Genomic DNA, 20,536 nt, shown 5'->3' with positions numbered 1-20,536 from the left:
TGTTAGTGTTATAAAAACTCAAACAATATATTTCTATGAACAGAAAACTATTTATTAGCGCTTCAGTACTGGGTGTTATTGCCGTAATTGTAGGGGCATTTGCTGCCCACGGATTAAAACCTTTAATTTCTTTTGAAGCCATGCAATCTTTTGAGACTGGTGTGCGTTATCAAATGTATCACGCCTTTCTTTTACTTTTCGTAGGGCTGTCTGCATCCCTTCCGGAAACGGTGAAAAAAGGCATCCTTTATTTGGTGTTATTAGGAGTGGTATTGTTTTCTGGATCCATTTACGGATTGGCTACCGATACGCTAACATCATTTAACTTTAAATCTATTGCACTAGTGACTCCTGTAGGAGGATTATTGTTAATATCGGCTTGGGTAGTGATGCTAATAAGCTTTGTAAGAATTAAATAGAATTAATTATTTATTTTTACGCCTATCTTTATAATTATGATTAATTTTGTACCTTAAAACAACATACACAAATTATGGTAAACCATACACAATCTACAAATACGGTTTCGTTGGAATCATACGGAATTAAGAACGCTAAAGTAAGATACCAATTGTCATCTGACGAGTTACACGCTATTACCATTGAAAAAGGTCAGGGTGTAGAATCGTCTACAGGTGCATTGGCTGTTAACACAGGCGAATTTACTGGACGCTCTCCTCTTGACAGGTTTATTGTTAAAGACGAGGTAACTAAAGATCGCGTTTGGTGGGGAAATATTAACATCCCTTTCGATGCTGATAAGTTTGATAAATTATACGATAAAGTAACAAACTACCTTTCTGAAAAAGAAGTTTTTGTAAGAGATAGTTATGCATGTGCTGAAGAGGCATACCGCTTAAATATTCGTGTTATTACCGAGTTTCCTTGGAGTAACATGTTTGCAAATAATATGTTTTTACGCCCAACGGCAGAAGAGTTAAAAGACTTTACTCCAGAATGGACTATCGTTAATGCGCCGAGTTTTATGGCTGTTCCTGATGAAGATGGAACGCGTCAGCATAACTTTGCAATATTAAACTTCACGAAAAAAATCGCTTTAATTGGTGGAACTGGATATACTGGGGAAATCAAAAAAGGTATTTTCTCTGCATTAAACTTTATCCTACCAGTTTACAAAAACACATTGCCAATGCACTGTAGTGCTAATGTTGGTAAAGAGGGTGATACAGCTATTTTCTTTGGTTTATCAGGAACAGGAAAAACAACCTTGTCTACAGATCCAGACAGAAGTTTAATTGGTGATGATGAGCACGGATGGACAAGTGAAAATACAGTATTTAACTTTGAAGGTGGTTGTTACGCTAAAGTGATTAACTTATCTCAAGAACAAGAGCCAGAAATTTTTGGAGCAATCAAAAAAGGCGCTATTCTAGAGAATGTAATTATGAATGATAAAGGGGAGGTTGACTTTGCCGATACCTCGATTACTCAAAATACACGAGTAAGTTACCCAATTCACCATATCGATAATATTAAAGTACCTTCTATGGGTACCAACCCAAAAAACATCTTCTTTTTAACAGCAGATGCTTTTGGTGTACTGCCTCCAATTTCAAAGCTAACTCCTGGTCAAGCGGCATACCACTTTATTTCTGGTTATACTGCAAAGGTTGCTGGAACAGAAGCGGGAATCGATGAGCCGCTACCAAGTTTCTCAGCGTGTTTCGGAGCCCCTTTTATGCCATTACACCCTACAGAGTACGCAGAGATGCTAAGTGCTAAAATGAAGGAAACAGGCGTTCAAGTATGGTTAATTAACACAGGGTGGACCGGTGGTCCTTACGGTGTAGGTTCACGTATGAAATTAAAATACACACGTGCTATGATTACCGCTGCTATGGATGGTTCTTTAGAAGAAGCAAACAAAGACGGATACCATACACATTCTGTATTTGGAGTACAACAACCTAAAGTATGTCCGAATGTTCCTTCTGAAGTGTTAAGTCCTAGACAAACTTGGAATAACGACGAAGGTTACTACAAAACAGCAAACCAATTGGCAAACTCATTTAATGAGAACTTTAAGAAATTTGCAGATAATGCAAATGATGAAATTCTTGCAGGAGCGCCAAAAGTGGTATAATTACAACGATATCTCATAAAAAAAGCGACCATTTGGTCGCTTTTTTTTATGCTTTGCAATTGATAAACAATGGCGTTTATTTTTTATTTACCTTTTCTATGTACTTCTTTAAAGCCATAGTCATCGATGGTGTTTCTGGTGTCGGTGCAGCGATATCAACACGTAATCCGCGCTCTTCTACAGCCTTGATTGTCGTATTACCAAAAACAGCAATGCGCGTGTCATTTTGTTTGAAATCTGGGAAGTTATGGAATAACGACTCGATTCCCGACGGACTAAAGAAAACGAGGATGTCGTAAGATACATTCGCTAAATCGGATAAATCACTGATTACCGTTCTGTAAAAAACAGCCTCTTTCCAGCTTACTCCTAACTCATTTAAAGTTTCAGGAACCTCCGGTTTTAACTTATCGGTAGTTGGTAATAAGAAGGTTTCGTCTTTGTATTTTTTAATTAAAGGCGATAATTCTGAAAACGTACGTTTACCAACATAAATTTTACGCTTTCTATACACAACATATTTTTGTAGGTAATAGGCAACAGCTTCCGATTGACAGAAGTATTTCATCGTGTCAGGCACTTTGAAGCGCATTTCTTCGGCTATTCTAAAAAAGTGGTCTATAGCATTTCTACTCGTTAAAATAACGGCAGAGAACTTAGATAAATCTATTTTTTGTTGTCTTATTTCTTTAGATGGCACGCCTTCTACGTGAATGAAAGATCTGAAATCAATCTTTACCTTTTGCCTCTCAGAGAGTTCAAAATAAGGAGAGTTTTCAATTTTAGGTTCTGGTTGTGAGATTAAAATCGTTTTCACTTTCATAATATACTAGCTTTTTTTAGTTTCTATGTAGTTGTAATTAATTTATACAAAACCACATATGGTGAAATTTCGAGTGCGCAAAGGTACAAAATAAAATAAAACAAGTTATTTTTAATTGTATTTAGATGTGTTTTAAAAAAATAGGACAGGCCTATGATGTGCACAATAAACAGAAGTATAGCGATTATATACAGGTAATTAGGTTGCGGATGAACGCTAAAAATTAAAATAGCGTTAATAGGTACCAAAAGTAAACCAATGAAATTTTTGAAGTTTAATTTTAAAAATAAATAGTCGTAAACGATGGAAGTAATGTTTAGAATCTTGCTTACCACACGTTCTAAAATTGTTTTGACTAGCATAAATGCACCTAGCCCCAAGCCGATTTTTAAATAGAGATCGCTGGCTGTGAGGTCTAAATCCGCCCACAGATTGTAGAACACCACAACGCTTAGGGTTAATTGCACAATAAGATTACCAAATAAAATAGATTCAAAACCATTTATAAACTCCGAATGCTTATTATAGGCATTCGAATACTTGTAATTGACAAGGATATAGCTAAAATCGTGAAACCGTTTGGGGTAGGCCATGCGTGCTATAGCAATTAGTAGTAAACTAAAGACTAATAAAATCGTAAAAATTTCGTTTGATACCAGTTCTCTTAACATGCCATAAAATTATTACAATTTTTATTGCTTAATGACTAATATTAGTAAATATTTAAAAATAAATAAATTTCAAAATACTACATTTGCCAAAAAGAACGCTATTAATGAAAGATGCTATTGTCATTATTCCCACTTATAATGAGATTGAAAATATAGAGGCTATAATAGCGGCTATATTTTCGCAAGACAAGGCGTTCGATATTTTAATAGTGGACGATAATTCGCCTGACTTAACAGGTGTTAAAGTTAAAGAACTTCAAAAGCAATACGGCGATCGCCTGTTTTTAGAAACCAGACAAGAGAAATCAGGATTAGGCACCGCTTACATTCACGGTTTTAAGTGGTGTTTAGAACGCGATTACGAGTATATTTTTGAAATGGACGCCGATTTTTCCCACGATCCAAAAGATTTAGTAAAATTATATGAGGCCTGCCATGAGAATCATGCCGATTTAAGTATCGGTTCGCGCTATGTAAAAGGTGTAAATGTTGTAAATTGGCCATTAGGGCGTGTGCTTTTATCTTATGGAGCATCAATGTATGTCCGCCTCATTACAGGTATGAAGATTAAAGATACCACAGCCGGCTTTATATGCTATAAGCGGAGCGTGTTAGAGACCTTAGATTTAAACGCGATTAAGTTTGTAGGTTATGCCTTTCAAATTGAAATGAAATTTAAAGCCTATTTAGAAGGGTTTAATATCGTTGAAGTTCCCGTTATATTTACCGATCGTGCCAAAGGGGAGTCTAAGCTTAGTCCAAATATTATTTCTGAAGCGATCTTCGGAGTACTGACAATGAAAATCAAAAGTTTTTTTAAAAAATAAAAACCATGAACGAAAGAGTGACACTTATTAAAAATGCTAAAGTGGTAAATGAAGGCACTATCGAAACAAGAGATATCTTAATCGAAGGTGAGTTTATTACCAAAATTGCTGAATCTATAAGTCCGAAAAATGGAGACGTTCTTATTTTTGACGCCGAAGGACAATATGTATTACCGGGTATGATCGACGACCAAGTGCATTTTAGAGAGCCTGGTTTAACGCATAAAGCCAATATAGAAACCGAATCGCGTGCCGCTATTGCCGGAGGGATTACCTCGTTTATCGAGATGCCTAATACCGTGCCGCAGACAACGACGATAGAGAAATTAAATGAGAAGTTTGCTATTGCGAAAGCGACTTCATCGGCGAACTATTCGTTTATGTTTGGTGGGACTAATGATAATTTAGAAGAGATTAAAAAACTCGATCCGAAGCAAGTGGCCGGATTAAAATTGTTTTTAGGCTCGTCTACAGGCAATATGTTGGTCGATAACCCCGAGGTTATAGAAGCGATTTTTTCTAGTACCGATTTGTTGATTTCTGTACATTGTGAGGATGAAGCGACCATTAAAAAGAATATGGATACCTATACAGAGCGTTATGGAGATGATATTCCGATGCATTTTCACCCGATTATTAGAAGTGAGGAGGCCTGCTATTTGTCGTCTTCAAAAGCTATCGAATTAGCGAAAAAAACAGGGGCACGATTACATGTGTTTCACCTGTCTACAGGTAAAGAAACCGCTTTATTTTCTAATAAAATACCTTTAAAAGATAAAAAGATTACTGCTGAGGTGTGTATTCATCACCTGTGGTTTAGCGATAAAGATTATGAAAACAAAGGGGCTTTTATAAAATGGAACCCTGCCGTTAAAACCGAAAGTGATCGCGCACAATTACTAGCGGCTTTATTAGATGATCGTATCGATGTGATTGCTACCGATCACGCGCCACATACCTTAGAAGAAAAGGAGAATGTATATACCAAAGCACCTTCTGGTGGACCGTTAGTGCAGCATGCGCTACCGGCATTGTTAGAACTACACCATCGCGATAAAATTTCGATTGAAAAGATTGTAGAGAAAGCCTGTCATAACCCAGCGATTTTATTCCAAGTGGAAAAACGCGGTTATATTAAAGAAGGGTATTATGCCGATTTAGTGTTTGTGGATTTAAACAGTCCGTGGACAGTTAAAAAGGACAATATATTGTATAAATGTGGATGGTCACCGTTTGAAGGAACGACTTTTAAGTCGCGAATCACCCATACCTTTGTAAACGGCGGATTGGCTTATAAAAACTTTAAGTTTTATGAGACCAAATACGCGAAGCAACTTACGTTCGACAGAAAATAGCAAATCCATGAAAAATGCACTTTATTTGGCTGTAATGGCACTGTTTTTAGTTTGCGGGTGCTATAATGTAGAGCCGCCTAAAAAGCCGGATAACTTGCTGTCTGAAGATCAGATGGTCAATGTTATTGTGGATATGGCTATCATGTCGGCAGCAAAAGGAGTCAACAAGAAAAAAATTGAAGTTAGCGGTATTGTCCCTGCTCAATATATCTATGATAGAAATACTATTGATAGCTTAAGTTTTGCTGAGAGCAATGTGTATTATGCTTTCGATGTAGAGACCTATAAACGGATTTATACCCGTGTAAAAGACACTTTAAATAAAAAACGGGAGTTTTATAAAAACATTGAGGATACCGAAAAAGTTGAAAAGCCCAGATTGGATACTATAAAACGTAATAAAGTCAATAAATTCCGAGGAAGTATCAACGATTCGATTATCATAGCGACCGATTTACAACCTAAATCTTAATCGCGATCATTTAAATATAGGGAGCAAGTGGTTTTTAAGCTGTCCTGAAGAGGGGTGAAAGAGACTCCTAAGGTGTCTTTAATTTTAGTCGTGTCATAATCTGATTGCGATTGTAGTGAGGCTACCAGATGACGTGTTAATTTACGGCGTTTGCCTGTGAGTTTGCTTTTTAACCAGTCTAACCGCCAAGCGACTTGTAAAAGCCAAGGTTGCGCTTCTTTTTTCGGAGGGGTAGCTCCTAATAATCCGGCGCTCGTGGTTAAAAACTTCTTGTAAGACCAAGTTTCCGAGACGCAAATAAAGCGCTCGTTAGTACATGCGCTACTCATAGCTGTTATCATACAATGTACCACATCGTTAACATCTACATACCCCATACTTCCCGAAGTGTAGTAAGGGACTCCATTTGCAACTGTTTTTATAAGTGATCCACTGCCATACTTCCAAATCCCAGGACCTATAATCACCCCTGGATTAATAATTACCGCATCGATCCCTTCTTGGGTGCCGCGCCAAACTTCTAACTCCGCTTCGTTTTTTGTTATGGCATAGACGCTATTATCTAGTTCGGGATTCCATTCCGTTTTTTCGCTAGCAGCCTGCCCTGACTTTGGCTTTCCTATTGTCGCTACCGAACTCACATAACACAATTTTTTTATGTCATGAGAGATACAGAAATTAACAATATTTGCGGTGCCTTCAATATTGGTCTTTTTTAACTGCTCAAACTTATCAGGCTCAAAGGAAACAAAAGCCGCACAATGGTACACGTAGTTAATCCCTTCAAAAGCTTCTGTTAGGCTAGGAATATCATTTAAATCGGCTTCCACCCACTCAATAGCACTAAAAAGCACCTCTGGGGTATCACTATAGTAAGAGAAAATCCGTTTTACCTGCTCAAACTTCTTTTTATTTCTGTAAATGGCACGTACTTTAATATTGCTATTTACCAATGTATATAGTAAATGCGCACCCACTAAGCCTGTTCCTCCGGTTACTAAAATCATAGGACTAAAGTAAAGAATTATTCAATATTGCTAACTATTTATACATTGATTTTTATCTTTGTCCCACTTAATACTAAAGTTATAAAAAATGGCTAATACATTTGTAGACGAATTACGATGGAGAGGAATGGTGCATGATATCATGCCGGGTACCGAAGAGCAACTGGATAAAGAAATGACAACCGCCTATATTGGTTTCGATCCCACGTCCGATTCTTTACATATTGGTAGCCTAGTGCCTATTATTTTATTAGTTCATTTGGAGAAAGCAGGTCATAAGCCTGTCGCTTTAGTAGGTGGTGCCACTGGAATGATTGGTGACCCGTCAGGAAAAAGTGACGAGCGTAATCTGTTAGATGAAGAAACCCTTGAGCGTAACGTAGCAGGAATAAAAAGCGTCTTATCGCGGTTTTTAGATTTCAACTCAACAGAGAAAAACGCGCCGCTATTAGTAAATAACTACGATTGGATGAAAGACTTTTCTTTTATCGATTTCGCCCGTGATGTAGGGAAACGTATTACCGTGAACTATATGATGGCAAAAGATTCAGTGAAAAAACGTTTTTCTGGTGAGGAAGGGAGTATCGGAATGTCGTTTACCGAGTTTACTTATCAATTAATTCAAGGTTACGATTTCTACCACTTACACAAAGCGCTAAATTGTAAATTACAAATGGGGGGTAGTGACCAGTGGGGTAATATTACTACGGGAACCGAATTGGTGCGTCGTATGAATGTCGGACAAGACGATGCGAAAGCCTATGCTATGACCTGTCCTTTAATTACAAAAGCCGACGGATCTAAATTTGGAAAAAGTGAAGGTGGAAACGTGTGGTTGGATGCCGATAAAACATCGGTGTATAAATTCTACCAGTTTTGGTTGAATACCTCAGATGAGGATGCCGAGAAATACATTAAAATATTTACCTTCTTAAGTAAAGAAGTTATTGAAGCCTTAGTTAAAGAGCATCAAGAAGCGCCACATTTACGTCTGCTACAAAAACGTTTGGCTGAAGAGGTGACGACCTTTGTTCACTCTAAAGAGGATTATGAAAATGCTGTAAAAGCTTCAGAAATTTTATTTAGTAAAACCTTTAATGAGGATATCAGAACGTTAAAGGAAAGCTTGTTTTTAGATGTGTTTGAAGGTGTGCCACAAGCAGAACTAAAGGCTTCGGAATTAGAAGACGGTTTAGATATGATCGCCGCGCTAGCCGATAAGACCAACTTTTTAGCTAGTAATAGTGAAGCGCGACGCGCTTTAAAAGAAAATGCAGTGGCTGTAAATAAAAATAAGGTGACCGCTGATTATAAACTTACGACTGCCGATTTAATAAATGATAAGTACGTGGTGCTTAACAAAGGGAAAAAGAATACCTATATTATTAAATTCGTTTAAGACCAAGACCGTCTTAAGTTTAGGATAGTACATACAAAAGCCTGATTGTAATTCAACAATCAGGCTTTTTTAAATTAGTTAACCAACTAAAAACTAATTCGGGTTATAATAACCATAGTCCATTGGTCGGATGTTCTAGTCGTACCTTACAGATTAAGGTAGAAAACATTAAAAATAATTAGGGTAAGTGATTGGAAGCTACTGTTTAAGCTCAAAACAGTATGGCTTGTTACAACACCATAAGGTTGCATCCTCTAATATCACTGCTATCAAAGCGACCTATAACTTCAAAACTACCATCGGGACGCACGCGACCAAGATCTTGGGTAGCGATAAAAGCACAGGAGTTTATATTTGCTAAATCTATAACATTAAGACCTCCGGTTTTTCCTGTAGCTTGGATGTGTAGTGCATCTTCAGGTTCGCGGGTAATGATGCGCATCCATGAGGGACACTCAAAAAGGCCGTGACCTTTGGAGTACGCCTGACTAAGGAGTTCGGTCATACCGTATTCGCTGTGAATGGCATCTACGCCAAACCCGGTTTTTAAGAGCGCGTGAAGTTCTTCGCGGATTAATTCCTTGCGACGCCCTTTCATACCGCCAGTCTCCATAATAATCGTGTTTTTTAAATCGAATTGATGCATTTCTATCAAATCTAATAAGGCGAAAGACACGCCGAGTAAAAGCACCTTTTTACCTTGCTTATCTAAGGAGATTAAAGTGTCTTTTAATGCCGATAGATTATTCAGATAAAAGCCGCTTTCAGTATGGTTGGAAGCTTTAATCATCGCATCGGCCATATAAATTAAAGAGGAGCCGTCGCGTTCCAAATAACTCGGTAGTAGTGCGAGTACCACATAGTCTTCAACAGGGCCGTAAAAGGCTTGGAATCCTTTGGTAAAGCTCTTTTCGTAGAGGCTTAAGTCGCTAACATAATGGGTACTCGTTGTAGAGCCCGTAGTGCCGCTACTCGTAAATAGTTTCGTTATGGGTGCTGTTGTGCTTAGCACCTCGTGAGATTTAAAAAACTGAATCGGTAAAAACGGTATCTGGGAACTCTGCTTGACATCGCTAGGGTGCGCGTTTAGTAAATCGCAAAACGATCGGTACACCCCATTATTGTGAAACTGAAAATTGAAAACCTGAAGTGCTAAAGCTTCAAAATCTTCAGGAGTTTTAATATCAAAAATAGAATCGGGTGTTCGCATGATACAGAAAGTGTAAACGTTTAAAGCTGATGTTTTTCAACATGCAAAAGTAAATAAAATATAAAAGAGCGTTACCATAAGATAACGCTCTTTTAAAATATCTAAACCAAGTGTTTATTTAATGACTAATTTCTTTGTGGTTAGCGCGCCATTTTGGTTGAGTTGCATAACGTAAACGCCAGAAGCTAAGCTAGAAATATTTAAACGGTTATTGTTTACTGTGGTGGCAATGACTTGCTTCCCTAACACGTCGTATAAAGAAACGGATATCGGACCTTGAGTAGCGGATTTAATATTTACAAATCCTGTGCTTGTCGGATTGGGGTATAGGGCAAAGCCTTCCGACTGATTAAAGTCGTCTGCCGATAAGCTTGCGGTTTTCACCAATACTACCTTATCGATTAGGATGCCGTTACCAGCCCCATTTCTTACCGAAAATATAATTTCTAAGGGTCCAGCGGCAGGGGTAAATACCGACTCGATTAATGTCCATGCTTCCGTGCCAGTAAATGTGGTGTACGCGCTGTAAGGGGAATAAGTACCATCATGAAACGCGGTTCTGATATCACCTTGTCCTTTTGCATAATACCTTAGTGTGTATTCTTCGTTAGTCGCGGTAATCGCAAGGTTTGTAAATCGCTTGTGATTGGTGCTCGCATTAAATAAGGCGAGTGCAGAGCTGCCCTCATAGGCAGTACTAGTGTATTCAGAAATTCCTGATGCCGCAAGGCTCGTTTTGCTGCCGTTCCAGCCGTTAGGAACGCCGGAAGTCCACGTTTCGAAACCACCATTGGTAAGTTCGTTTTGAGCAGCCGCCGTAAACAAAGTGGCTACTGCACATACTATAAAGTAAAGTGTTTTCAAGTGCTAGATTATTAATTAATTGGCGGCGAATATAGACATAAAAAAAAAGGCTTGTTAGAATTAACAAGCCTTTTAATGATTAGAAAATACTAATTTTATTTAATCACTAATTTCTTAGTTGTTGTGTTTCCATTTTGGTTAATGTTTACAATGTAAACACCAGCATTTAAGCTAGATACGTTTAATGACGTGTTGTTTAATGTTGTGTTGATAACTTGTTTTCCTAACACGTTGTAAACAGATACGTTAATAGCTTCTGTACTTGCTGTTTTAATAGTAACGAATCCAGAAGTTGTTGGGTTCGGGTATAAAGAAAACGCTGTAGCATTAGCAGTCACGTTATTTACAGATAATGTTGTAAAGTCAACATCAGAAGCGTAACGCGATAAGATTTGGTATGTACCATTAAAATCACCACCTAAACCTGTAACGATTGCTGGAGTAGCTTCAATAAGTGTTCCTATTAAATCTTCATCTCCAAAAGAAACTCTCATAATTCCTGTGTTAGCATCTTTTACGATATCGTAGTTTGTATTATCGGCAAAAACAGCTGTACCATCAGCATCAGGGAAAGTAACGTCTGTAATAGAAATTAACTCACTCTCATGATCTTCAGGAGAAGCTAAGAAAGTAGCTAAATCCATTACTTGAGGCGTCACTGTATTTCCTGTACTTGAAGACGCAACATCTACACTTGGAATTAATTGTAAAGTTCCAGCATATTCCGCTAATTCACCTGTTAAGCTAGTAATACCATCACCAATATTAAAAGTTCCAGTTAAAGTCCCTGCCGTGTCATCAATTAGAATACCTGCCGTTCCATCTTGGATGTATTTTTGGTTTCTAGTATTATCAGTAACGATATAAGAGATAAGCGCCTCACCAGTTAATTCGTAAAAGTCACCTACAGTTCCAACACGTAAAGCTGCGATATCAGAAACTTGAGTTACAGATGCTACAGAAAAGGTTACAGTTGATTGTACAGCAGGTACAAGTGGTGTATGGTTATTGTCTACTAATTCCATAAATACAGTATACGATTGACCATTAGCTACAGTAATAACTTCATCATTTGTATCGTATTTCATTGCTTGATCTGTTCCATTGATCGTCCAATGAATATGTCCGTCAAATCCACCCGTAGTTGCTCCTACAGTAAAGTTTTGTACGGCTATAGATAGGTTAGCACTTGTCGTTCCAGGAGCTAATTCCGTTCCGTCACCAGGTGTTAAAATTGCTAAGCTTGGAGTTGAGCTAGCTGTTGGTGTGTATGTTCCAATTGGAAATACAGAACTACAAGTCGTATTATCTGTACAGTTGTCTGTTGCGTTAATTCCACTATATGTCCAGTTTCCCACCACAAATGTTGAGCCGTCAGGACCTGTTCCGTCCACGCGGTAAGCCCATCCATCTAAGTAATCCCATGGCTCTCCACTACCGTCAACATTAATATCTCCAAAAGTGTCAATTACAGAGCCATTGTGAAATAACTCTAAAGCGTCATCTCCATTTATGCCTGCAGAAGAGTGGTCATAATCACCATTAATTCCAAAATAAGTCATTAAAGAACCTGGGCTGCTTCCTTCAGTAAAAATGTAAATAAAATCACCAGCTGTAGCTGAACCTGAAAAGGTTAGTTCTTCGCCGTCAGTTCCATCACCGTTGTTTGCAGATCCAAAACCATAGGCCGATAAGTCTGCAATGTCGTTAGCGACATATATTTCAATTAACTTCGGCGCACCTCCGGGTAAAGGACCGTCGAAAGCTCCAGTTATAATCATGTCTTGACCATAAGATAGTGTCGCCATGAACGTTAATAATAAAAAGTAAAGTTTTTTCATCGTATAAGTTTTTTAAATTTATCAAGGTCAAATATACGGATTATTTTGCGTTTTTATAGCTTGTTAACGAAACAACACGCGTGTTTTAACCTTAAATTAATATTGAGGCTAGTAACGGTGCGCGATGCAAGAATAAATTTTATAATATATTAAGAGTCAGTTAGTAATGTGTTAGCCTAGTGTTATTTTAAGGTTATTATTATTTATATAAATTGTAGGTGCCGTATTAATTTTATCTTTACGTTAAATTAAACAAAAAAGTAGTAGTCGTAATGAATAAAAAAGACATCAGAATTCTATTAGTAGACGATGAGCCGGATATTTTGGAAATTATCAGTTATAATTTAAGCAAAGAAGGGTACACCGTATTTACTGCTAAAAATGGGGTGGAAGGTATTAAAAAAGCCAAAAGAGAAAAACCGCACCTTATTGTCTTGGATGTGATGATGCCAGAAATGGATGGCGTAGAAGCTTGTGAGGCTATTCGTAAAATCCCAGAGCTTAAGCCAACTATAATTACCTTTTTAACCGCTCGTGGTGAAGACTATTCTCAAGTGGCAGGTTTTGATGCTGGTGCCGATGATTATATTACAAAACCAATCAAGCCCAAGCTATTAGTAAGTAAAGTAAAAGCCCTTTTAAGACGCCTAAAAACAGAAGAGGGCATCACCAATGTCACGGTGGGTGACCTCGTTATTAATAGAGAGGAGTATAAGGTAATTAAAGAGGGGGAAGAATTAACGCTTCCGCGGAAAGAGTTCGAACTGCTATCACTTTTAGCTTCTAAACCAGGAAAAGTCTTTAAACGCGAAGATATTTTAGATAAAGTATGGGGTAACGAAGTGGTTGTTGGTGGTAGAACCATCGATGTGCATATTCGTAAGCTCCGTGAGAAAATTGGTGACGATTGCTTTAAAACCGTAAAAGGGGTGGGTTACAAATTTGTAGAGTAATACTAGGATGTCTGTACAATTCAAAAAAACACATAAGTTCGCTATTAAATCAGCGCTGTTTATTGCCGGAGTGCTTGCCGTAGCTCTAGCGGTGATCTTATCGGTGTTTTATACGTTCCAAGTGCTACCGCTAATAATTTTTTCGGTATTTGCTTATTTGGTGGCGTATTCTATAATTCAATACCGGGTTCAGAAGTTTATCTACCGCCGAGTAAAAAAAATCTATGACGATTTAACGCTTTTAGAATCGACTAATTTCCGTCAGAAACGCGTTACTACCGATATGGCGACCTTAACTCAGGAGATTGATAAGTATGCCCGAGATAAAAAACTGGAGATTGAAACCTTAAAAGTCCGCGAAGAATACCGAAAGGAGTTTTTAGGTAATGTGTCTCACGAGTTAAAAACGCCGTTGTTTACAGTGCAAGGGTATATTCTAACCTTATTGGACGGTGCTATTGAAGATGAGTCGATTCGAGATAAGTATTTGGATCGCGCGAGTAAGGGGGTGGAACGTCTTATTTATATCGTTAAAGATTTAGATATGATTACCAAACTCGAGGTTGGCGACTTGCGACTAGACATCGAAACCTTTGATATTGTAGAGCTCATTGCTAGCGTGTTTGAAATGTTCGAAATGAAATCTGCAAAAAAGAAAATTACGCTGACTTTCGATCGGGTGTACAAAAATCCTATTCTAGTTTCTGCGGATAAGGAACGGATACAGCAAGTGCTGTCTAATCTTATTGTGAATTCTATTAAGTACGGAAGAGAAAAAGGAACTACCGAGGTAAGTATAGAAAACCTGGTAAAAAACAAGGTTATTATCCGAGTTACCGATAATGGTGAGGGGATTATAAAAGCAAATATCCCGCGACTTTTTGAACGTTTCTACCGTGTCGATAAGAGCGGATCAAGAAAAGAAGGCGGTTCTGGTTTAGGGCTAGCCATCGTAAAACATATTGTCGAAGCCCACGACGAAAACATCTTTATCGATAGTGAGTATGGGGTGGGTAGTGAATTCTCGTTTACCTTAGAAAAGGCAAAGTAATCTTTTATTTCAAGGCTGTATGTAAAGCTTTAGAATAAAAGCGGTGTTCAAATCTTATCTTGGTATGAGCACTTGCTAAGCAATTCCTGTTCTTTAAAAAAAATACAGTGCATTTAGTAGGGTGTTTTCTGATCTTCAAAAAAAGAGAATACTCAGCAAGCAAGGATGCGAATTTGCTAATATCGACACTAAACATAGTAAAGGTCGCAGATATTTCCTTAATTTTGTCGCGATAATTTTAAGAATAATAGAAATACGCAATTGTGGGAAGTAAAAATAAACTAAAGCGCTTTAGAGAAAACGAAACCTTTAAAAATGTCTTTCAGCCCTCTCGCGAGGAATTGGTAGAAGGTCAATTTGCACCAAAAGGAAAATGGCGCGAGACCTTTTTTAATAATGATAACCCGCTAGTTTTAGAACTGGGTTGCGGAAAAGGGGAGTACTCGGTAGCCTTAGCAAAAAAATACCCGAATAAAAATTTTATCGGTATCGATATTAAAGGGGCGCGTTTCTGGAGAGGTGCTAAAACAGGCATCGAAGAGCAAATTCCTAACGTGGCTTTTTTACGTACCCAAATAGAACTTATCGATCATGCTTTTGCAGAGCAGGAAGTCGACGAAATATGGATTACCTTCCCAGACCCACAAATAAAATATAAGCGTACCAAGCACAGAATGACGAATGCCGATTTCCTAGCGCGGTACAAAAAGATACTAAAAGCAGATGGCGTAGTGAACCTAAAAACGGATAGCGAGTTTATGCACGGCTATACCTTAGGCTTATTACACGGAGCAGGTCACGAGGTGTTATACGCCAACCATAATGTGTACAAACAAGAGGGGAGTCCGGAAGAAGTTACTAGCATTCAAACCTATTATGAAAGTCAGTATTTAGCTAAAAACAAACCAATTACGTATATTAGGTTTAAAATCAAGTAATATTGGAGATTACAATTACGTTTTGCTTAGGTTTAATATTTGCTTTAATAGGTGTTATTCCACCAGGATTGCTAAATATGACGGCCGCAAAAATTAGTATTAAAGATGGCCATACTCGTGGCCTTGTTTTCTCTAGTGGCGTGTGTGTGGTAGTGATTTTCCAAACCTATATTGCCTTAACCTTTGCGAAGTATTTAAGTAAACACCCCGATGTGGTAAACATCCTTCAGCGGGTGGCTTTAGTGATTTTTGTGCTCATTACCATTTACTTTCTCCTACTCGCCAAAAAAGAAGTCAAACCCCATAAAGAACCCAATATAAAAAGTAAAAAGAGCCGCTTTTTTCAAGGGGTCTTTTTATCGGCTTTAAATATATTTCCTATTCCCTATCAGGCGTATATGGGAACCACTTTGGCGGCAGCTTCCCTTATAAAATTAGATACGACCAACATCTGGTCTTATGTGTCTGGAGCCGCTTCAGGGACTTTTATCATGCTGTATGTGTATGTGTTTCTATTCGAAAAAATTAATAGTCGCAAAATAAAATCCCAGAAAAATATTAATTTGATTATTGGGAGTATCACAGGGCTTATTTCTATTTTTACCCTTATCAATATCATTAAAGACTCGTAATGGCTAAGAAAACACAACATTTTTACGATAATGTGTATGCCGTTGCCAGGCAAATTCCTTACGGCAGAGTGACTAGCTATGGTGCTATTGCCAGGTATTTGGGAGCTGCTAGATCTGCGCGTATGGTGGGTTATGCTATGACCAATTCTCATGGCAAGGACGTGCCAGCACATCGCGTGGTTAATCGCAAAGGGCTGCTTACTGGGAAGCATCATTTTCAGGGCACTAACCTCATGCAGCAGCTGCTAGAGAGTGAGGGGCTTACCGTTATCGATAATCAGATTCAGGATTTTGATACCGTGTTTTGGGACCCTTCAGTAGCTCTAGACTAAAGGGTTTCAGGTTGGAGTTTAACGCTTTTAATTTGGCCATTAGCTCTTCCGCGGAAGCGAAAAAAAAACACGTTATAAAACGCGGTTTTTAATTATAGTTTTCACTTATCAGCCTATAAAAAATAGTCACGCTTAGGGCTTCCTACTTCCGTTTGTATTAATTATATTTGCACTTTAGAATAAATCTAAATTGCACTATGAATTTAAAGAAACAAGACATACTAAAAGCACTAGAAACCATAACAGTACCTGGAGAGGGGCAGAATATGGTAGATAGTGGCGCTGTAAAAAATGTGGTGACTTTTGCCGATGAGGTGGTGGTAGATATCACAATTAAAAACCCAGCACTACAAGCGCGTAAAAAAACCGAAGTAGAAATCCTTAAAGCCATTCACGAATTGGTTTACGAAAAGGCGAAAGTGAAAGTGAATATCACGGTCGAAGCGCCAGCGAAACCAACGAATGAGATTAAAGGGAAGTCGATTCCAGGAATTCAGAATATAGTTGCAATCGCCTCAGGAAAAGGAGGTGTAGGGAAATCTACAGTGACGGCAAACCTAGCGGTAACCTTAGCAAAAATGGGCTTTAAAGTAGGGGTTTTAGATGCCGATATTTACGGACCCTCGATGCCTATTATGTTCGATGTGGAATTAAAACGTCCGCTATCAGTAACCGTAGACGGAAAGTCAAAAATGCAACCCGTAGAAAACTATGGCGTAAAAATGTTGTCTATAGGTTTCTTTACCAAGCCCGATCAGGCAGTGGTATGGCGCGGACCGATGGCAGCGAAAGCGTTGAACCAGATGATTTTTGATGCCGCTTGGGGTGAGCTCGATTTCTTATTAATCGATCTACCACCAGGAACCGGAGATATTCACCTAAGTATCATGCAGTCCCTACCAATTACAGGCGCTGTGGTGGTAAGTACACCCCAAAACGTGGCACTAGCCGATGCAAAAAAGGGAGTGGCAATGTTTCAACAAGAAAGTATAAACGTGCCGGTTTTAGGAATTATAGAAAACATGGCTTACTTTACACCAGCAGAGTTGCCAGAGAATAAATACTATATATTTGGTCAGGAAGGCGCAAAACACCTTGCCGAAGATCTTAACGTGCCACTATTAGGAGAAATACCGTTGGTACAAAGTATTCGTGAGGCCGGAGATGTGGGTAGACCAGCAGCCATGCAGTCGGGGACCCCTCTAGAAACCGCTTTTGAGAACATTACTCAAAATGTGGTTCAGGAAGTGGTAAATAGAAACACCGATTTGCCGCCTACCGAAGCAATAAAAATTACAACAATGGCTGGTTGTTCAGCAGTTAAAAAATAAACAATGACCACAGAAGAAATCAGACTTAATGTAGAAAAGGCCCTCGAAGAAATTCGTCCGTTTTTACAGAGTGACGGCGGCGATATCTCACTACTCTCTATCGAAGACGATAAGATAGTAAAGGTACAGCTACAAGGCGCTTGCGTAGGATGCAGCGTAAACCAAATGACTTTAAAGTCTGGTGTAGAACTGACAATTAAAAAATGGGCCCCGCAAATCGAGCAGGTCATTAATATAGAAGATTAGGGCGTGACCACAAGGGTCAGGCTTTCCACTATATCTTTTTTACAAGCCTATAAAAAAGGATGCCGCTGCAATCCTTCACGCAGATGATAATTGTCATCACCTTTTGGAAATTAAATTAAGAACTTTGTGGTGATAGCAAAGTAAAAATAGCCGTGTGCTATTTATTAAAAGACACTATGATAAAAACAGACATACTAATAATTGGTGCAGGACCAACAGGATTGTTTGCCGTTTTTGAAGCGGGATTATTAAAAATGAAATGCCATCTTATCGATGCCTTGCCGCAACCTGGCGGACAATGTTCGGAGCTGTATCCTAAAAAACCGATTTATGATATTCCGGGCTTCCCGGAGATATTGGCCGACGATTTGACGAAAAATCTTATGGAGCAGTGTAAGCAGTTCGAACCGGGGTTTACCCTTGGCGAGCGTGCCGATACCCTAGAGAAATTAGAAGATGGTACCTTTATAGTCACCACCAATAAAGGTACAAAACACCACGCGCCAATTGTGGCTATTGCCGGCGGATTGGGGAGTTTCGAGCCTAGAAAACCGATAATTCATAATATCTCCCACTACGAAGATAAAGGCGTGGAGTATATGATTAAAGACCCGGAAGTGTACCGCGATAAAAAAGTGGTGATTGCCGGTGGTGGGGACTCTGCTTTAGATTGGAGTATCTATTTAAGTGATATTGCCAAGGAGGTGACACTTATTCACCGTAGAAATGAGTTCCGTGGGGCTTTAGATTCTGTAGACAAAGTTCAGGAGCTAAAAGACCGCGGTAAAATTAACCTGGTAACACCTGCCGAAGTGGTCGGTATCCTAGGTCCGGATGAGGTTACAGGCGTCGTTGTAAAGCAATCGGAACATATCGAAAAAGAATTTGAGATTGAATGTGATCACTTTATCCCCCTTTTCGGACTCTCGCCAAAATTGGGCCCTCTAGCAAAATGGGGACTGGAGATCGAAAAGAATGCGATAAAAGTTAATAACGCCTTAGATTATCAAACCAATATCCCAGGGGTTTTTGCTATCGGTGATATCAATACCTACCCAGGGAAATTAAAACTAATTTTATGCGGATTCCATGAAGCAACGCTAATGTGTCAAGCCGCTTATCAGATTATAAACCCAGGGAAACGCTACGTGCTTAAATACACAACAGTAAGTGGTATTGATGGTTTCGATGGCACACGTAAAGAAGCACCAAAAGCAGTGGTGAAGAAGATTGAATAAGGAAAAGTTTAATGGAAGTTGGATATTGGAAGCTCGAATTTAGAGGCTCGAAGTTGGATGTTGGATGTTGGAAGATAGAAGTTTACTACTAATTTCTAATACCTCATCCCTAATACCTCATCCCTAATCCCTATTTTTATTATGGAACAAGACGTAAATATTACAATTATTGATAGAGAGGGTGTATCGCATACGGTTGCAGCACCTACAGATATGGCTATGAACCTGATGGAGGTGGTACGTTCTTACGAGCTGGCTCCCGAGGGCACGATTGGTGTCTGTGGGGGTATGGCGATGTGTGCTTCTTGTCAGTGCTACGTATTAAGTGATACCGAATTGCCGGAGATGCAAGATGATGAAGATGCGATGCTCGCAGAGGCTTTTTATGTAAAGGATAATAGCCGCTTGGGCTGTCAGATTCAAATGACACCGGAAATGGAAGGTCTTAAAGTAGAACTCGCCCCAGAGAGTTAAGGTTTTTTAATCTTTTTATTTTTTTCTTGACTACCAAAAAGTTTTACTTTTGTCATTCTGAGGGAGTAACGACCGAAGAATCTGAACTTGAATTGAAGTTTGAGGTCCTTTTTGTTCGAGGTTACATGAGACACAAGATTCTTCACTGCTCAGAAATCGAAGATTCGATGTAGTCAATGACATATAATTGAGCATTGCGTAACTATGACCTCGAGCTAATTACACAAGCATTGAGCAAAGCTGTAAAAGAGTATAACCACCAAATTCACCAAAATAAAACCTATTCCCTAATTCCTAATGCCTACTTCTGCTGTCAGTTCGAGTGGCGCGACGTAGGAGCGTTGTATCGAGAACCTTTTGTACGAAATCATTTCACTTTTGTCATTCTAAGGGAGGTACGACTGAAGAATCTGTACATGAATTATAGTTATGATGTGCTTTATGTTCGAGGTTATATGAGACGCGAGATTCTTCACTGCTCAGAAATCGAAGATTCGACGCAGTCAATGACAAATAATTGCTCATCGCGTAACTATGACCTCGAGCTAATTACACAAGCATTGGCGAATGCTGTAAAAAGGTATAACCATCAAGTTTACCAAAAACAAACCTAATCCCTAATCCCCAATCCCTAATACCTAATACCTTTTTCACGTCTAAATAAAAATATACTTAAAAACCACAGCGGCCTATTTTTAGTAATCGTAGTAAAACAAGTAAAAGCCGCAGCGGCTGGCAGCGGAGGATGGCCTAGCGCAGCGGTTGCCA

Annotated in this window: 21 protein-coding genes; 15 read left to right on the top strand and 6 right to left on the bottom strand. The window is 38.8% G+C overall.

What is annotated here, in order from left to right; genetic code table 11:
- Positions 1–35 precede the first annotated feature (35 nt).
- Both BLV64_RS10700 and pckA read left to right on the top strand, forming a co-directional pair.
- Positions 36–419, top strand: coding sequence for a DUF423 domain-containing protein (locus BLV64_RS10700; protein WP_092135143.1), 384 nt, complete (start codon positions 36–38; stop codon positions 417–419).
- A gap of 74 nt (positions 420–493) precedes the next feature.
- Positions 494–2,104 (top strand): phosphoenolpyruvate carboxykinase (ATP), encoded by a 1,611-nt coding sequence (gene pckA / locus BLV64_RS10695; RefSeq protein WP_092135139.1) that lies wholly within the window; start codon positions 494–496, stop codon positions 2,102–2,104.
- A gap of 76 nt (positions 2,105–2,180) precedes the next feature.
- Here the strand turns inward: pckA and BLV64_RS10690 are convergent, their stop codons facing one another.
- Both BLV64_RS10690 and BLV64_RS14895 read right to left on the bottom strand, forming a co-directional pair.
- Positions 2,181–2,927, bottom strand: a complete 747-nt coding sequence (locus tag BLV64_RS10690; protein WP_092135136.1) for a uroporphyrinogen-III synthase — start codon at positions 2,925–2,927, stop codon at positions 2,181–2,183.
- A gap of 23 nt (positions 2,928–2,950) precedes the next feature.
- On the bottom strand, positions 2,951–3,598 hold the full coding sequence (locus BLV64_RS14895; RefSeq protein WP_092135133.1) for a DUF4271 domain-containing protein: 648 nt from the start codon (positions 3,596–3,598) through the stop codon (positions 2,951–2,953).
- A gap of 104 nt (positions 3,599–3,702) precedes the next feature.
- Here BLV64_RS14895 and BLV64_RS10680 point away from each other — a divergent pair, with 104 nt between their 5' ends.
- Genes BLV64_RS10680 through BLV64_RS10670 form a run of 3 tightly spaced genes read left to right on the top strand, consistent with a single transcriptional unit; the run spans position 3,703 to position 6,252 of the window.
- Positions 3,703–4,425, top strand: coding sequence for a polyprenol monophosphomannose synthase (locus tag BLV64_RS10680; RefSeq protein WP_092135131.1), 723 nt, complete (start codon positions 3,703–3,705; stop codon positions 4,423–4,425).
- Positions 4,426–4,430: 5 nt separating this feature from the next.
- Positions 4,431–5,780: a dihydroorotase gene (locus BLV64_RS10675; RefSeq protein WP_092135128.1), complete on the top strand. Its 1,350-nt coding sequence runs from the start codon at positions 4,431–4,433 to the stop codon at positions 5,778–5,780.
- A gap of 7 nt (positions 5,781–5,787) precedes the next feature.
- Positions 5,788–6,252 carry a DUF4296 domain-containing protein gene (locus BLV64_RS10670; RefSeq protein ID WP_177165325.1) on the top strand — a complete coding sequence of 155 codons (465 nt, stop codon included), beginning with the start codon at positions 5,788–5,790 and terminating at the stop codon, positions 6,250–6,252.
- Here BLV64_RS10670 and BLV64_RS10665 read toward each other — a convergent pair.
- Positions 6,249–7,259 carry an NAD-dependent epimerase/dehydratase family protein gene (locus BLV64_RS10665; protein ID WP_092135123.1) on the bottom strand — a complete coding sequence of 337 codons (1,011 nt, stop codon included), beginning with the start codon at positions 7,257–7,259 and terminating at the stop codon, positions 6,249–6,251. The genes BLV64_RS10670 and BLV64_RS10665 overlap by 4 nt on opposite strands.
- A gap of 88 nt (positions 7,260–7,347) precedes the next feature.
- On the opposite strand from BLV64_RS10665, the gene tyrS reads away from it, so the two are divergent.
- A complete protein-coding gene (gene tyrS, locus BLV64_RS10660) occupies positions 7,348–8,658 on the top strand; it encodes a tyrosine--tRNA ligase (protein ID WP_092135121.1) in 1,311 nt (436 codons plus the stop codon).
- A gap of 229 nt (positions 8,659–8,887) precedes the next feature.
- On the opposite strand, the gene BLV64_RS10655 is transcribed toward tyrS, so the two are convergent.
- The 3 genes from BLV64_RS10655 to BLV64_RS10645 form a co-directional block, all read right to left on the bottom strand.
- Positions 8,888–9,868, bottom strand: a complete 981-nt coding sequence (locus BLV64_RS10655; protein ID WP_092135118.1) for a LuxE/PaaK family acyltransferase — start codon at positions 9,866–9,868, stop codon at positions 8,888–8,890.
- A 114-nt stretch (positions 9,869–9,982) separates the two neighbouring features.
- On the bottom strand, positions 9,983–10,732 hold the full coding sequence (locus BLV64_RS10650; protein ID WP_092135115.1) for a T9SS type A sorting domain-containing protein: 750 nt from the start codon (positions 10,730–10,732) through the stop codon (positions 9,983–9,985).
- A 95-nt stretch (positions 10,733–10,827) separates the two neighbouring features.
- Positions 10,828–12,573: a T9SS type A sorting domain-containing protein gene (locus tag BLV64_RS10645; protein ID WP_092135112.1), complete on the bottom strand. Its 1,746-nt coding sequence runs from the start codon at positions 12,571–12,573 to the stop codon at positions 10,828–10,830.
- A gap of 272 nt (positions 12,574–12,845) precedes the next feature.
- Here BLV64_RS10645 and BLV64_RS10640 point away from each other — a divergent pair, with 272 nt between their 5' ends.
- From BLV64_RS10640 to BLV64_RS10600, 9 genes are all read left to right on the top strand, one after another.
- Positions 12,846–13,526, top strand: coding sequence for a response regulator transcription factor (locus BLV64_RS10640; RefSeq protein WP_092135110.1), 681 nt, complete (start codon positions 12,846–12,848; stop codon positions 13,524–13,526).
- 7 nt (positions 13,527–13,533) lie between these two features.
- Positions 13,534–14,577, top strand: coding sequence for a sensor histidine kinase (locus tag BLV64_RS10635; protein ID WP_092135107.1), 1,044 nt, complete (start codon positions 13,534–13,536; stop codon positions 14,575–14,577).
- A 263-nt stretch (positions 14,578–14,840) separates the two neighbouring features.
- Positions 14,841–15,515, top strand: coding sequence for a tRNA (guanosine(46)-N7)-methyltransferase TrmB (gene trmB, locus BLV64_RS10630; RefSeq protein ID WP_092135105.1), 675 nt, complete (start codon positions 14,841–14,843; stop codon positions 15,513–15,515).
- A gap of 2 nt (positions 15,516–15,517) precedes the next feature.
- Positions 15,518–16,147, top strand: a complete 630-nt coding sequence (locus BLV64_RS10625) for a LysE family transporter (RefSeq protein WP_092135103.1) — start codon at positions 15,518–15,520, stop codon at positions 16,145–16,147.
- A complete protein-coding gene (locus tag BLV64_RS10620; protein ID WP_092135100.1) occupies positions 16,147–16,479 on the top strand; it encodes an MGMT family protein in 333 nt (110 codons plus the stop codon). Before BLV64_RS10625 ends, BLV64_RS10620 begins: the two co-directional genes overlap by 1 nt.
- A 197-nt stretch (positions 16,480–16,676) precedes the next feature.
- Positions 16,677–17,810, top strand: coding sequence for an Mrp/NBP35 family ATP-binding protein (locus tag BLV64_RS10615; RefSeq protein WP_092135097.1), 1,134 nt, complete (start codon positions 16,677–16,679; stop codon positions 17,808–17,810).
- 3 nt (positions 17,811–17,813) lie between these two features.
- Positions 17,814–18,056 carry a NifU family protein gene (locus BLV64_RS10610; protein ID WP_092135095.1) on the top strand — a complete coding sequence of 81 codons (243 nt, stop codon included), beginning with the start codon at positions 17,814–17,816 and terminating at the stop codon, positions 18,054–18,056.
- A 176-nt stretch (positions 18,057–18,232) separates the two neighbouring features.
- Complete coding sequence (locus BLV64_RS10605; RefSeq protein WP_092135092.1) at positions 18,233–19,294, top strand: NAD(P)/FAD-dependent oxidoreductase; 1,062 nt, start codon at positions 18,233–18,235, stop codon at positions 19,292–19,294.
- A gap of 141 nt (positions 19,295–19,435) precedes the next feature.
- The gene (locus BLV64_RS10600) at positions 19,436–19,768 is read left to right on the top strand and encodes a 2Fe-2S iron-sulfur cluster-binding protein (RefSeq protein ID WP_092135089.1); all 333 of its coding nucleotides are present in this window, start codon (positions 19,436–19,438) and stop codon (positions 19,766–19,768) included.
- The last annotated feature ends 768 nt before the right edge of the window (positions 19,769–20,536 follow it).

The sequence above is a fragment of the Bizionia paragorgiae genome (assembly GCF_900107625.1).
In the GTDB taxonomy this organism is placed as follows: domain Bacteria; phylum Bacteroidota; class Bacteroidia; order Flavobacteriales; family Flavobacteriaceae; genus Bizionia; species Bizionia paragorgiae.
Note: the sequence above shows the minus strand (reverse complement) of the source record. Positions and strands in the feature narration are given on the sequence as shown.

Bases quoted from the DNA above. Each gene is read 5' to 3' on its own strand.
- BLV64_RS10600 (WP_092135089.1), top strand. From the start codon at position 19,436: ATGGAACAAGACGTAAATATTACAATTATTGATAGAGAGGGTGTATCG.
- BLV64_RS10610 (WP_092135095.1), top strand. From the start codon at position 17,814: ATGACCACAGAAGAAATCAGACTTAATGTAGAAAAGGCCCTCGAAGAA.
- tyrS (WP_092135121.1), top strand. From the start codon at position 7,348: ATGGCTAATACATTTGTAGACGAATTACGATGGAGAGGAATGGTGCAT.
- BLV64_RS10640 (WP_092135110.1), top strand. From the start codon at position 12,846: ATGAATAAAAAAGACATCAGAATTCTATTAGTAGACGATGAGCCGGAT.
- BLV64_RS14895 (WP_092135133.1), bottom strand. From the start codon at position 3,598: ATGTTAAGAGAACTGGTATCAAACGAAATTTTTACGATTTTATTAGTC.
- BLV64_RS10635 (WP_092135107.1), top strand. From the start codon at position 13,534: ATGTCTGTACAATTCAAAAAAACACATAAGTTCGCTATTAAATCAGCG.
- BLV64_RS10700 (WP_092135143.1), top strand. From the start codon at position 36: ATGAACAGAAAACTATTTATTAGCGCTTCAGTACTGGGTGTTATTGCC.
- BLV64_RS10670 (WP_177165325.1), top strand. From the start codon at position 5,788: ATGAAAAATGCACTTTATTTGGCTGTAATGGCACTGTTTTTAGTTTGC.
- BLV64_RS10675 (WP_092135128.1), top strand. From the start codon at position 4,431: ATGAACGAAAGAGTGACACTTATTAAAAATGCTAAAGTGGTAAATGAA.
- BLV64_RS10645 (WP_092135112.1), bottom strand. From the start codon at position 12,573: ATGAAAAAACTTTACTTTTTATTATTAACGTTCATGGCGACACTATCT.
- BLV64_RS10655 (WP_092135118.1), bottom strand. From the start codon at position 9,868: ATGCGAACACCCGATTCTATTTTTGATATTAAAACTCCTGAAGATTTT.
- BLV64_RS10605 (WP_092135092.1), top strand. From the start codon at position 18,233: ATGATAAAAACAGACATACTAATAATTGGTGCAGGACCAACAGGATTG.
- BLV64_RS10620 (WP_092135100.1), top strand. From the start codon at position 16,147: ATGGCTAAGAAAACACAACATTTTTACGATAATGTGTATGCCGTTGCC.
- pckA (WP_092135139.1), top strand. From the start codon at position 494: ATGGTAAACCATACACAATCTACAAATACGGTTTCGTTGGAATCATAC.
- BLV64_RS10665 (WP_092135123.1), bottom strand. From the start codon at position 7,259: ATGATTTTAGTAACCGGAGGAACAGGCTTAGTGGGTGCGCATTTACTA.
- BLV64_RS10690 (WP_092135136.1), bottom strand. From the start codon at position 2,927: ATGAAAGTGAAAACGATTTTAATCTCACAACCAGAACCTAAAATTGAA.
- BLV64_RS10615 (WP_092135097.1), top strand. From the start codon at position 16,677: ATGAATTTAAAGAAACAAGACATACTAAAAGCACTAGAAACCATAACA.
- BLV64_RS10680 (WP_092135131.1), top strand. From the start codon at position 3,703: ATGAAAGATGCTATTGTCATTATTCCCACTTATAATGAGATTGAAAAT.